This is a genomic window from Microcystis aeruginosa NIES-843 (assembly GCF_000010625.1).
GTDB classification, from domain to species: Bacteria; Cyanobacteriota; Cyanobacteriia; order Cyanobacteriales; family Microcystaceae; genus Microcystis; species Microcystis aeruginosa.
Window position 1 is genome coordinate 5,001,075 of record NC_010296.1, and the last position, 13,852, is coordinate 5,014,926.

General features: G+C 47.0%; 10 protein-coding genes. 7 read left to right on the forward strand and 3 right to left on the reverse strand.

Going from position 1 to position 13,852, the window contains the following annotated elements:
• The first annotated feature begins 99 nt into the window (after positions 1 to 99).
• Entirely contained in the window at positions 100 to 1,116 is a 1,017-nt protein-coding gene (locus tag MAE_RS23635) for a PEP-CTERM sorting domain-containing protein (RefSeq protein ID WP_012267771.1), read from the forward strand.
• 237 nt (positions 1,117 to 1,353) lie between these two features.
• Positions 1,354 to 2,862: a helicase C-terminal domain-containing protein gene (locus tag MAE_RS23640; RefSeq protein WP_012267772.1), complete on the forward strand. Its 1,509-nt coding sequence runs from the start codon at positions 1,354 to 1,356 to the stop codon at positions 2,860 to 2,862.
• A 34-nt stretch (positions 2,863 to 2,896) separates the two neighbouring features.
• Here the strand turns inward: MAE_RS23640 and MAE_RS23645 are convergent, their stop codons facing one another.
• Complete coding sequence (locus tag MAE_RS23645; protein ID WP_012267773.1) at positions 2,897 to 4,444, reverse strand: FAD-dependent oxidoreductase; 1,548 nt, start codon at positions 4,442 to 4,444, stop codon at positions 2,897 to 2,899.
• Between the two features lie 281 nt (positions 4,445 to 4,725).
• Positions 4,726 to 5,061, reverse strand: coding sequence for a hypothetical protein (locus tag MAE_RS23650; protein WP_002738082.1), 336 nt, complete (start codon positions 5,059 to 5,061; stop codon positions 4,726 to 4,728).
• Between the two features lie 176 nt (positions 5,062 to 5,237).
• Here MAE_RS23650 and MAE_RS23655 point away from each other — a divergent pair, with 176 nt between their 5' ends.
• Complete coding sequence (locus tag MAE_RS23655) at positions 5,238 to 6,839, forward strand: 2-isopropylmalate synthase (RefSeq protein WP_012267775.1); 1,602 nt, start codon at positions 5,238 to 5,240, stop codon at positions 6,837 to 6,839.
• A gap of 120 nt (positions 6,840 to 6,959) precedes the next feature.
• Here the strand turns inward: MAE_RS23655 and MAE_RS33620 are convergent, their stop codons facing one another.
• Complete coding sequence (locus tag MAE_RS33620; RefSeq protein ID WP_158303561.1) at positions 6,960 to 7,154, reverse strand: hypothetical protein; 195 nt, start codon at positions 7,152 to 7,154, stop codon at positions 6,960 to 6,962.
• 580 nt (positions 7,155 to 7,734) lie between these two features.
• On the opposite strand from MAE_RS33620, the gene rpoD reads away from it, so the two are divergent.
• The 4 genes from rpoD (at position 7,735) to rpoB (ending at position 13,825) form a co-directional block, all read left to right on the forward strand.
• Positions 7,735 to 8,985, forward strand: coding sequence for an RNA polymerase sigma factor RpoD (rpoD, locus tag MAE_RS23665; protein WP_002796209.1), 1,251 nt, complete (start codon positions 7,735 to 7,737; stop codon positions 8,983 to 8,985).
• Positions 8,986 to 9,199: 214 nt separating this feature from the next.
• Positions 9,200 to 9,493, forward strand: a complete 294-nt coding sequence (gene rpsT, locus MAE_RS23670) for a 30S ribosomal protein S20 (protein ID WP_002737368.1) — start codon at positions 9,200 to 9,202, stop codon at positions 9,491 to 9,493.
• 50 nt (positions 9,494 to 9,543) lie between these two features.
• A complete protein-coding gene (locus MAE_RS23675; protein WP_002758697.1) occupies positions 9,544 to 10,323 on the forward strand; it encodes a TatD family hydrolase in 780 nt (259 codons plus the stop codon).
• A gap of 190 nt (positions 10,324 to 10,513) precedes the next feature.
• Positions 10,514 to 13,825 (forward strand): DNA-directed RNA polymerase subunit beta, encoded by a 3,312-nt coding sequence (rpoB, locus tag MAE_RS23680; RefSeq protein ID WP_002796210.1) that lies wholly within the window; start codon positions 10,514 to 10,516, stop codon positions 13,823 to 13,825.
• Positions 13,826 to 13,852 lie beyond the last annotated feature (27 nt).

Genomic DNA, 13,852 nt, shown 5'->3' on the forward strand with positions numbered 1-13,852 from the left:
CGGAATATTATCTGATCGTCCAGAGATGATGACAAATACCGCCACACTCCATCTTCATGATAAACGCTATAATCTGAAAGTTGTTGCCAGTTGCTCATCATGAAAAAACTTGCTTATTCATTGCTCCCCCTAGGGATTACTTTTGGACTTTGCCTAAACATTGCCCCTGCTTCCGCTGGTTTCATAGTACGAGAAGTCATTCCCGACGCTGCTCTTTCTATTGACGGCTTCGGAAGCACCTCCAACAACGGAGTTATTAAAGCCAATATACCCACAGGTTCTACTATTCAGAGGGCTTATCTCTATGCCGCTTCCGTCTGGAAGAACCCAGTTAACGGAGTAAATTTTCATGGGAATGCACTTTCCGTGGGTTCGGGAATTACTCTTGCTCCCCAATGGGACAACAAGGCTACTACTGTTCTTTGGGATGTTACTGATATCATCAAGTCCAGTGTTACGGGAGGACTCCAAAACTTTAATATCGTTGAGGAGGGGCAGAATGATGGTGCGGTTCTTGTCGTTGCCTATAGCAATTCTTCTACCCGAGGTTTGACCTCCGTTATCTTAGACGGGGAACGGTCCACCGGGGGAGACACAAGTCAGTTTGATTTTGCCAGTCCTTACACTGGGGGAGATTTTCTGGTTTCACTCGCCTCTAGTTACAGCAGTCAACCGAGTGATCAAGCCACTGAGATTGACGTAACCACTAATTCGACCAATGATCGACGTTTGACCAGTAGCGCAGGAGGGGCGGATGACCGCACTCCTGGTGAGTCCTCAGAAAATGGAAACTTAATAACTGTTGGGGGAATAGGTGATAACCCTACTAACCCCAGCCCATTCGATTCCCCCTCCCTTGGACCGCGAATCGATGATGAATACTATAATCTCGCTCTTGGCAACAGCGCTAATTCTGCCCCTTTTATCTCACCGGGAGATACCTTCCTGCGCTTAAAAACAGTGAACCAAAGCCATGATGATAACGTTTTCGGAATGTTTATCACCAGTGGATTTAAGATCACTGCCACTCCCGTCCCCGAGCCATCCATGACACTGGGCATTTTTGGTATCGGTGCTATCGGAGCCTTAATATCTCGTCGTGGTAAAAAATCCTAACAGAAAATAAACCTGACAATTTAAGGCTGTAAATTGCGGTAAAAATTGATAAAATTTTCGATTGTGGTTTTTTATCGCTTTTTTTACCGCAAAATCACATTTACCTAGTTCTAGGTTTTTATCGTTCCAAGATGGAATTTGAACTTCAACCTAAATCACCGTAAGAGAGTCTCGGAGTGCAATCAGTGGCAAAATCAAGGCTATGATCGATCACTGATAACCAATAACTGAGATGAGATGGTTTTATTAGAAGCAGCGGTTCATTCTTCCCTACGCGCTTTTTTACGGGAACAAGGGCGCTTTTACTGGTCTCATCATCTCACTATGGGGCGACTGGTGGCTAGAGCTTTACGCCTAAAACGTTCCTCTCTCATACAAACTGGAACTACTCTCATCCGTTATTGTCTCAGTTATCTCACCCCAGCTCTTTTAGCTGATACACCCGTTCTAATTGTTGCCCCGGAGTCAGAAGTAAACCTACTGTTAGAAGTGGAAATCCCCCATCTGCAAGCATGGTTACAAACTCAGCGAGATATCCTCAAAAGTGATCGCTTTCCCGCTAATTTTACCGGTTTACTCCTCACCACACCCCAACAATGGTTAGAGGATAAATTGGACAATCTCGGTCATTTTCCCCAGAATATCCCCACGATAATCGATCGAGCCGAAGATTTAGAAACTTGTCTAGTAGATTATCTCACCGTCACCATTACTCCCGAACAGTGGTTCGCTTTAGGGTCAGCATATCCCCAGCATAGAGAGGTTATAGACTTAATTAAAGCACAACTTAGCCAAAGTATTCTTGGTCATCCAATTAATCCCTATAATTGCTATCTTATCGATGCCAAAGAAAAAGAATATATAATTGCTCTCCTGCAACGCTTGGATCAAGACTTAGCCACTGATTCTGCTTGGCAACTTTTAGCGGCAAAAATCCCCGAGCATAATTATCTCCTCTGGACATCAGTAGATCGAGATCGAGAAGAATTTACCCTAAAAATCAGTCCTTTGGAGGTGGCTAGTTTTTTCAAACCGATTTGGCAGCAGCAACCCTTTGTTTTAATCGGCAGTTTTTTAGATAGCGAAAAATCAGCTAATTTATACCGTCAAAATCAGGGTATCGGAGAAATTTTAACTCTAAAGTTTGCAGCTGATCGCGAAAGTGAATATATTCATTTATATCTACCCGATCGCATCAGCGCCCCCAACACACCCGAATTTCAACCGATGTTATTAAAGCAAGTGCGAGAATTAGTTAGCGCTAATCATACCAGTGAACAACCGATCGTGATCCTGATTGAAGATGTTCCCCTCAAGGCACAAATTGCCACCCAAATGGCAGCCGATTACGGTTCGCGAGTGCAAGTGGAAAAAACTGAGATTAATAATAATACTATTCTGGTTTGTGGTTGGCAATTCTGGCAAACCCATCAAGAAAAATTTCCGACTCCCAGTTTATTAATTATCGCTACTTTACCCTTACCATCCCCCGAAAATCCTCTCGTTGCTGGCAAAATTGCTTACTACAAACGACAACATCTCGACTGGTTTCGTGCCTATCTTTTACCCACAGCAGTGAGGGAAATTCAGAAATCTGTCCAGTCTCTCCGGGAGTGTCAAGGTTGTGTGGCTGTCCTCGATAATCGTGTCAATGCCCGCAGTTATGGCAGACAAATTCTCTCCGCTTTAGAACCCTATGCTAAAGTTAATTATCTCGATCAACAATTTTTTCAAGATAAAGATTAAATCAGTTATCAGTTATCAGTTATCAGTTATCAGTTTACTGTTTACTGATAAAATCTCCCCCGGAGCCATATTTCCAACTGTCTAAATAACGATGGTAAAGATATTTTTGCTTGTCGGGTAACTTTTCTAAAACAGGTTTTAAGGTGGCTGCCAAGGGATATAAACCACTATACAAAGCTAAATTCAAATAATGTCCCGTCCAATCGATAAAAGGACTGATACCCACTTGCGGAATCATCGGTAAAACTAATTGAGGATTAACCAAAGGCAAAGTTTTTGAGAGGGAAGAAAACTGCACCACATCCTGTAAAAATGGTTTTAATACCTCATCTCCCAACTTGTCCATTACCCGAAAAACTCCACTCATTAAGTCATTAATTTGATTGGGATTAGGGTTAGCATATATCTGGACACTCATGGTTTTTTGAAATAGCCACGTTACCGATATATTAGGTTGATATGGTTGTAAAAGGGCTAAATCTTCTCGGTTTAAAGCATCGATTTGTAAAGCTTCCTCGATGGCGAAAGTTAGCCTTTTTAAATGCCTGACCATTGCCCCAAAACCACCAAAACTTACCGGAGATTGACTACCACTACTATCTCCCACTGCCAGAATTCTTGACCAAGGCATCTTTAAAGGACTTTGACGATAGGCAGGGAAAAAACCCGCTAGAAAACGCTGAAATTTTACCGCTTCTAAATCCACCTTTTGATACTCCGGCAGTAATCTTAAATACTCCTCCATCAAAAATTCTAAACTAAAGCGATCGGGATGGGTATCGAGATAAGTAAATAAATAAGTTGTCCGACCATCCCTAGCGGGAAATGCTTCCCAAAAGTATTGACATTGGTGCAAGATTGGGGTAAAAGAATAAATCAAATCACCAGTTTCATTACTGGGAAACCCCTGACCGCAACTACCCACCACTAAACAAACTCCATCGGGTTTTTCTCCTTTTCTTGCCTGTTTTGCAATTGCTGAAAAATGACCCATGGCATCGATTAATAAACGGGTTTTTAAAGTCACTTCTCCCGTTTTAACCATTACTCCATCGGGATGAATAATCGCCCCACTAAACCCCGAATTTTCTAATAACTTTCCTCCCGCTTCTAAAAACTTAGTTTTTAAAGTCTCTAGCAAATAAACCGGATCAACACCGATATTTAAAATATCTCTGACCCAAAGCTCATAACCTTGATAAAATCCCACCCTAGCAGGATTATATTCCGTCGCTATCGCTTGATTTAATTCAGCTTCGGTCAATAAATCTAACTCTAAAAAACTGCTTAATTCTAAACGGGAAATATTCCACTCCTGCTCACGACCGCGCAGAATACCTCTTTCTAATAATGCCACACGCCAGCCCCTAGTTTGCAAAGCAGCCCCGATGAAAATTCCCAAAGTTCCCCCCGCAATAACTAGATCAAAATCCGTCTCTCCTAAAGATTCTTGACTTTGATTAATTACCGCAGGAATAACTGGATTTTCTAAACGCAAAGCTTGCCAAGCTCGATCGCTGGCTCGCAATTGTTGTAAATTCTGAGGAGATACTCGATCGAGTAAAGATGCAACTAAAGACATAATCTTATATCAGTTATCAGTTATCAGTTTTCAGTTATCAGATGTGAGTTTTCAGTTATCATACTAAATCCGTTGAGTATAGGTTACTTATGAGGACAGGCACTCAGGCAAGAGGCACTCATGCAAAGGGGAGAATAAATAATCAGTTTTTAATAACTGGATTTAGTATCAGTTCACTGTTTACTGACTGATCACTGAAAAAAGCCCCCTTCTAGCCCTTTCCTAACAGCAGAGACTGGCCACCGCACCATTAAGATCACTGCTATACCCAGAGGAGAAAACTATTTAGATTGGAAAAACTTTTTCCCTTCTTCAATAAGTTTATTAATATCCTTGAGAGAAACTCCGAAAATTGCTAAAACTCCCGTAAAGACTAACAAAAAACCGATAAAACTATTCCGATCATAGAGAAATAAACCCACCAAAACGATAAAATAGGGAGAGAGAATTTTACTAATATTTTCAACTACAGTAACCACCTCTGGAGTAGGAGTCTCAACAAGATTAATATCGGTTTTATCCTGATCCGGTTCGAGATTTTGCTTAATCGAAAACATCACCTCCTGTAGGTCTTTTACCTCCGGTGGGTTCGGTTCTTTCGCTGGTTTGCCAAACATTTTTAACTCCCTCGCCAATTTATCCATATCCTCTATGGTAGCCAAAAAAAGGGCAAGCAGGAAAAGCGCGAGCAAGTCGAGAAATTCTCAGCGCAATTTTCCTTAACAACCCCCTCGGCCTGGGCTGCTATAATCAGAGGAACAACTCCCAAGTTCGTTAACGGTACAAAAAAACTATGAATACCAGTCCAGATCGTGTGATTATCTTCGATACCACCCTTCGAGATGGGGAACAGTCCCCGGGTGCCGCTTTAAATGTGGATGAGAAGCTAACCATAGCGCGCGCACTGGCAAGACTGGGAGTTGATGTCATTGAAGCGGGTTTTCCCCACGCTAGTCCGGGGGACTTTGATGCGGTGCAGAAAATTGCCGCCAGCGTCGGCAGCGAAGCTGATAGCCCGATTATTTGCGGATTAGCCCGCACTACTCAAAAAGATATCAAATCAGCAGCCGATGCGCTCAGACCCGCCGCCAAGCCCAGAATTCACACCTTCCTAGCCACATCTGATATCCACCTCCAATACAAACTTAAGAAGACTCGTCAGGAAGTTCTTGAGATTGTGCCGGAAATGGTGGCCTATGCCAAATCCTTCGTTGATGATGTGGAATTTTCCCCCGAAGATGCCGGCCGCAGCGATCCGGACTTCCTCTATCAAGTCCTCGAAAGAGCGATCGCCGCAGGAGCCACCACCGTTAACATTCCCGATACCGTCGGTTACACCACCCCCAGCGAATTTGGGGCTTTAATCCGGGGAATTAAGGAAAATGTCCCCAATATCGACCAAGCGATTATCTCCGTCCATGGTCACGATGATTTAGGGTTAGCGGTGGCTAATTTCCTCGAAGCAGTTAAAAATGGCGCTCGACAGTTGGAATGTACCATTAACGGTATCGGTGAGCGTGCCGGTAATGCTTCCCTAGAAGAGTTGGTGATGGCCCTTCATGTGCGGCGCTCCTATTTTAATCCTTTCCTTGGTCGTCCAGCAGAGTCCACGGAACCTTTAACCAAGATCAACACCAAGGAAATCTATCGCACTTCTCGCCTAGTTTCTAATCTTACCGGCATGATCGTGCAACCGAATAAGGCGATCGTCGGTGCTAACGCTTTCGCACACGAGTCGGGAATCCATCAGGACGGGGTGTTAAAACATAAACTCACCTATGAGATTATGGATGCAGAATCGATCGGTTTAACCCATAATCAGATCGTTCTCGGTAAACTCTCTGGCCGCAACGCTTTTCGCTCTCGGTTACAGGAATTGGGTTTTGAACTTTCGGAAACGGAACTTAATAACGCTTTTATCCAGTTTAAGGAAATGGCTGATCGCAAAAAGGAAATCACCGATCGCGATCTGGAAGCGATTGTTAACGATGAAATCGATACGGTTCCCGATCACTTCCGCCTTGAATTAGTACAAGTGTCCTGCGGAAATAGCGCCCGGCCCACGGCCACGGTAACGATTCGCACTCCTGACGGTAGCGAGTTATCCGATGCGGCCATTGGGACAGGTCCGGTGGATGCTCTCTGCAAAGCGATCGATCGAGTGGTGAAGATTCCTAACGAATTAATCTCTTTCTCGGTGCGAGAAGTTACCGAGGGAATCGATGCTTTAGGAGAAGTGACCATCCGTCTCCGTTACGAAGGACGCACCTACTCCGCTCACGCGGCCGATACCGATATTATTGTCGCCTCCGCTCGCGCCTACGTCAGTGCCTTAAACCGTCTCCACGTCGCACTGCAGCAGAAGGAAAAAACCCCAGAAATGCTACAAGTCTAGATAGGGTTTGCTGAACAAGTTGGTCGGTGGGGTTAGCAGTCAGGATTCAGGAGACAGGAGTTAGGAGTCAGTAGCCGGTCGTCAGGAGTCAGGAGTCAGGAGACAGGAGACTATTTTTATTTATTCTCCCCACACCCCACACCCCACACCCCACACCCCACACCCCACCACCCTACCACCCCACCACCCTACCACCCCACACCCCACACCCCACACCCCACACCCCACACCCCACACCCCACACCCCACACCCCACACCCCACACCCCACACCCCACACCCCACACCCCACCACCCCACCACCCCACTTCCCCACTTCCCCACACCCCACGTCGCTGTTGGAGAAAATCTTAAATTTGTCTCGCAAATTTCTAAAATGTTGCTAAGTTAATAGTATGAGCTTGCACCCTAATTATCATGGTGCAAGTGTACTAAAACAAGATTCCCCTAAAAGCAATGAGGGATAAAATTTATCCGCAAGAATCCGATCAAATTAAATACAATAGCTAAGGACTAAAGGAATTAGCAAGGGCCAATAGGGATGCTGTTCCCCTTGCCAATGGGAACAGTTGACCCGTTCAATAATTCCTTTGATTGTTAGCTATCTGGTCAACACCGCAGACAAACCGGTGATCGGATTTCAGTCCTCCAGCCATTTACCCAATTTTTGCAGGAGCCAGATTATGAGTTGACCGAGCTAAAACAGTATTCCGTGTCGCTAAAATCGCATCGACACAAGAGAATTTAAGCAAAGATATTCTCCCATTTGTTGTAATTAAAGCTACAATCGGAAAAGTCTTTCCCCGTCTCGGATTTGAGACACAAATTTGTTCAGTATCACCTAGATTGAGATTCGATCTTCTAGTTTTGCACAGAAGGAGCAAGAGGAAAACGGCATGATGCAGGCCCACGATGTACTAACCCTTACCGAGCCGCCATTGGATTTAGATTTGATTGACCTAGACGAAGACTTCGATGATGAGGATATCGAGTTAGAGCTAGAAGAAGTCAGCGATAGCAACGATGGCAAAAAAACCCGCCGCCTTGCCAGCGCTCGTCGTCGCGACGCCGCTAGAAAAAAACCCTATACAGAAGATTCGATTCGGATTTATCTGCAAGAGATCGGCAGGATTCGGTTATTGAGAGCGGAGGAGGAGATCGAATTAGCGAGAAAAATCGCCGATCTACTGAAATTAGAACGCATTCGCGAAGATTTTTGCCTCTATAGCGATGCTGAATGGGGAAAACAGGTTTTCTTGTTCGAGCGCATCGAAAAAATTATCGCCGAAAAATCGGAAAAAGAACCGAAATTATCGGATATTAAGGCTTATTTAGGTAAGACGGAGCTAATGGCTCCCCTGGTGGAAGAATGGCTGGCGAAATCAAAGGAATACTTATCGGCCTTTAAGCGTCGATTGTACCATGGTCGTCGCGCTAAGGAAAAAATGGTACAATCGAACCTGCGTTTAGTGGTTTCCATCGCCAAGAAATACATGAACCGCGGTCTTTCCTTCCAAGATTTAATTCAAGAAGGTTCTCTCGGTTTGATCCGCGCCGCCGAAAAATTCGACCACGAAAAGGGTTATAAATTCTCCACCTATGCCACTTGGTGGATTCGTCAAGCCATCACCCGGGCGATCGCCGATCAATCCCGCACCATTAGACTTCCCGTCCACCTCTACGAAACCATCTCCCGGATCAAAAAAACCACCAAGATTCTTTCTCAGGAAATGCGTCGCAAACCCACCGAGGAAGAAATCGCCACCAAGATGGAGATGACCATTGAAAAACTGCGTTTTATTGCTAAATCTGCCCAATTACCTATTTCTCTAGAGACTCCCATCGGTAAAGAAGAAGATTCCCGTTTAGGAGACTTTATCGAAGCGGATGGGGAAACCCCAGAAGATGAAGTTTCTAAAAATTTATTACGCGAGGATTTAGAAAACGTCCTCGATACCCTTAGTCCTCGCGAACGCGATGTGCTGCGTCTGCGCTACGGTTTAGATGACGGCCGGATGAAAACACTCGAAGAAATCGGCCAGATTTTCAACGTCACTCGCGAGCGCATTCGTCAAATAGAAGCCAAGGCCCTGCGGAAACTGCGTCACCCCAACCGTAATAGTATCCTCAAAGAGTACATTCGTTAACTTCCCGTCCTTAAAAAACTAGCAACTGAGTCTCCTTGAGGCTCAGTTTTACTGTCATCTACACTTCCCCATCTGTGGGAACCTAATCCTGAAAATATCTCTGGGGTTGCCCCAATCTTGTCCAGAAAACTCTTGCAACAAATAGCACAAATCTGTTATTATGGTTTGTCTGTGTCCCGATTAACCATACCAGTATTGAGAACAAGAAACGACTGTGGCTAATACAAAGTCTGCACTCAAACGAGTCCAAATCTCCGAAAGAAATCGTCTCCGCAACAAAGCGTACAAGTCAGCCGTAAGAACCCTGATCAAAAAATGTCTTGTCGCTGTCTCGGCCTACGGAGCCAACCCCAGCCCAGAAGGGCTAGAAAGCGCCCAACAAGCTCTATCGGAAGCTTACAGTAAAATCGATAAAGCCGTCAAGCGCAACGTCCTGCACCGGAACAACGGCGCTAGAAAAAAAGCCGGTTTAGCCAAAGCTTTGCAAAAAGTTAGCCAAGCTTCCTAAGAAACGAGTAAGCTGTAATCAGGACAGACGCAACAAGCGATCGGGGGTCGATGCAATTAATAGATACGCACGTTCATTTGAACTTTGACGTTTTGCAAGCCGACTTGCCCGCTATCTCCGAACGTTGGCGAAGTGTGGGAGTCGTTCATCTGGTTCACTCCTGTGTCGAACCGGAGGAGTTTGCAGCGATTAAAGCCATTGCCGATCAATTTGAGGAAATTTCCTTCGCCGTCGGTTTACATCCCCTAGATGCCCAAAAATGGCGAGATAATAGTGCCGATCAGATCGAATCCCTAGCCCGATCTGATCGGCGCGTCGTGGCGATCGGGGAAATGGGTTTAGACTTCTATAAAGCGGATAATCAAGAGCAGCAAAAACAGGTCTTTTGGACGCAATTAGAAATCGCCCATCGTCTCGATAAACCCGTGATTATCCATTGTCGAGATGCGGCCCCGGTCATGCGGGAGGAAATCAGCGCCTTTCGGCAACAAGTGGGCAAAATTCGCGGCGTGATGCACTGCTGGACTGGCAACCCCGAAGAAACTCAATGGTTTTTAGATTTGGGTTTTTACATCAGCTTTAGCGGCATTGTCACCTTCAAAAACAGTAAAACTGTGCAAGCTGCCGCCCAAATTGTCCCCAGCGATCGCCTACTGATCGAAACCGATTGCCCCTTTCTCTCCCCCAATCCCCACCGCGGTAAACCTTGTGAACCCTCCTTCGTCTTCCACGTGGCCGAAACCGTCGCCCGTCTGCGCGGCTATCCGGTCGAAACCCTAGCCGAACAAACCACCCAGAACGCCCGCAACTTATTTCAACTCCCCAGTTAAAAAACATAGTTTATTAGCACAGAGCAGGGGACGGGGAAATGGGGAAATGGGGGAATTCAACTAAAACCCTAAAACCCCAACACCCTAAAACCCCAACACCCTAAAACCCCAACACCCAACCCCTAAAAACCCCGATCTCCGAGAGCAATTCCCGACCGTCGCTATCGTGTCATCAGCCCTTGTAACCATAATGAACAATCTTACCTTTAACCTCTTACCCGACCTCATCGAAATCCAACACTCCAGTTTTCGGTGGTTTTTGGAAGAAGGACTAATCGAGGAACTGAATAGCTTTTCCCCCATCAGCGACTATACAGGTAAATTAGAACTACATTTTCTCGGCCAGGACTACAGACTCAAAGAACCGAAATACAACGTCGATGAAGCCAAACGACGCGATAGCACCTATTCCGTTCAGATGTACGTTCCCACCCGTCTAATCAACAAAGAAACGGGAGAAAACATCGAACAGGAAGTCTTTATCGGCGATTTACCCCTGATGACCGAACGGGGAACCTTTATCATTAACGGGGCCGAACGAGTCATCGTCAATCAGATCGTCCGTTCCCCCGGTGTTTACTACAAAGCCGAAATCGACAAAAACGGTCGCCGTACCTACTCCGCTTCCCTGATTCCCAACCGAGGAGCTTGGTTAAAATTTGAAACCGACAAAAACGGCTTAGTCTGGGTCAGAATCGACAAAACCCGCAAATTATCCGCCCAAGTTCTCCTGAAAGCGATCGGATTGAGCGATAACGAAATCTTTGACTCCCTACGCCACCCCGAATTCTACCAAAAAACCCTCGACAAAGAAGGCAATCCCAGCGAAGAAGAGGCCCTCCTCGACCTGTACCGCAAACTACGCCCCGGGGAACCTCCCACCGTCACCGGCGGGCAACAACTGCTCGAATCGCGCTTTTTTGACAATAAACGCTACGATCTCGGTCGCGTTGGTCGTTATAAACTCAACAAAAAACTACGCCTCAACGTCCCCGATAACCAGCGCGTTCTGACCACCACCGACATCTTAGCGGCGATCGACTACCTAATTAACCTCGAATTTGACATCGGCAACACCGACGACATCGACCACCTCGGCAACCGTCGCGTCCGTTCCGTGGGTGAACTGCTACAAAACCAAGTGCGAGTAGGTTTAAACCGCTTAGAAAGAATCATTCGGGAACGGATGACCGTCAGCGAATCCCAAAACCTCACCCCCGCTTCCCTAGTCAACCCGAAACCCCTAGTAGCGGCGATTAAAGAATTCTTTGGTTCCTCGCAACTCTCCCAGTTCATGGATCAAACCAATCCCCTAGCGGAATTGACCCATAAACGCCGCATTTCCGCCCTCGGCCCCGGCGGTCTCACCCGGGAACGGGCTGGTTTTGCCGTGCGCGACATCCACCCCTCCCACCACGGTCGCATTTGTCCGGTGGAAACCCCAGAAGGTCCCAACGCCGGTTTAATCGGTTCCCTGGCCACCTACGCTCGCGTCAACGACTACGGTTTTATTGAAACCCCCTGTTATGTGGTGGAAAATGGCCGAGTACGCTATGATCTCCCCGTTAAATACCTAACCGCCGACGAAGAAGACGATCTGCGGGTGGCTCCGGGAGACGTGGCCACCGATGAAAATGGTTATATCCTCGGCGAAACTATCCCAGTGCGCTATCGGCAGGAATTCTCCACCACTTCCCCCGAACAAGTGGACTACGTTTGTGTTTCCCCCGTCCAAATTGTCTCGGTGGCAACTTCCCTGATTCCCTTCCTCGAACACGACGACGCTAACCGCGCCCTCATGGGTTCTAATATGCAACGACAAGCGGTTCCCCTGCTGCGTCCCGAACGTCCCCTTGTGGGTACCGGATTGGAAGCACAGGCCGCTCGCGACTCTGGCATGGTGATCGTTTCCCGTACCAATGGGGTTGTTTCCTACGTCGATGCTAACCGGATTCGCATCAAAGTGGCGGATGAAGACAAAGAGATTTTCGGCAAGAGCGAGATCGAGTACGAAATTCAGAAATATCAACGCTCTAACCAAGATACCTGCTTAAATCAGCGTCCTTTAGTCTATCAAGGTGAACAGGTTGTCCCCGGGCAGATTCTCGCCGATGGTTCCGCCACCGAAGGAGGAGAAATCGCCCTCGGCCAGAATATCCTCGTCGCCTATATGCCCTGGGAAGGCTATAACTACGAAGATGCGATTTTAATCAGTGAACGACTGGTGGCACAAGATGTCTATACCAGTATCCACATCGAAAAATACGAGATCGAAGCCCGTCAAACTAAACTTGGACCGGAGGAAATCACCAGGGAAATTCCCAACGTCGGTGAAGATGCCCTGCGAAACCTCGATGAACGCGGCATTATTCGCATCGGTGCCTGGGTAGAAGCCAGCGATATCCTTGTGGGGAAAGTCACCCCGAAAGGCGAATCAGACCAACCCCCCGAAGAAAAACTACTGCGGGCAATTTTCGGCGAAAAGGCCCGGGATGTACGGGATAACTCCCTACGCGTCCCCAACGGCGAAAAAGGCCGGGTAGTGGATGTGCGGGTATTTACCCGCGAACAGGGGGATGAATTACCCCCCGGGGCCAATATGGTGGTGCGGGTCTATGTTGCCCAAAAACGCAAAATCCAAGTGGGCGATAAAATGGCGGGTCGTCACGGCAATAAAGGGATTATTTCTCGGATTCTGCCCCTGGAAGATATGCCCTACCTCCCCGATGGTCGCCCCGTCGATATCGTTCTTAATCCCCTAGGGGTTCCCAGTCGCATGAACGTCGGTCAGGTGTTTGAATGTTTACTGGGTTGGGCCGGCGAAAATCTGGGCGTGCGCTTTAAGATTACTCCTTTTGACGAAATGTATGGGGAAGAAGCCAGCCGTTTAACCGTCCACGGATTGCTAGAAAACGCCTCGAAAAAACCTAATCGCGATTGGGTGTTCAAGGAAGAACACGCCGGCAAAGTCACCGTCTATGATGGTCGCACCGGCGAACCCTTTGACCGTCCCGTTACCGTCGGTATGGCCTATATGTTAAAACTGGTTCACCTGGTTGATGATAAAATTCACGCCCGTTCTACCGGTCCCTACTCCTTGGTTACCCAGCAACCCCTGGGCGGTAAAGCTCAACAGGGGGGTCAGCGCTTCGGAGAAATGGAAGTCTGGGCCCTAGAGGCCTACGGGGCAGCCTATACCTTGCAGGAATTGCTAACGGTAAAATCCGATGATATGCAAGGACGGAATGAGGCTTTAAATGCGATCGTAAAAGGCAAGCCGATTCCCCGCCCTGGTACGCCAGAATCCTTTAAGGTTTTGATGCGAGAATTGCAATCCCTCGGCCTCGATATCGCCGTTCACAAGGTGGAAAATGCCCCCGATGGTACTTCCCGCGATGTGGAGGTGGATCTGATGGTCGATGTCGGTCGTCGCGCCCCCTCTCGCCCCACCTACGAATCCTTAACCACGGAAGACCTTGAAGAAGAAGAATCGGAAGTGTAATTTCAGTTATCAGTTATCAGTTATCAG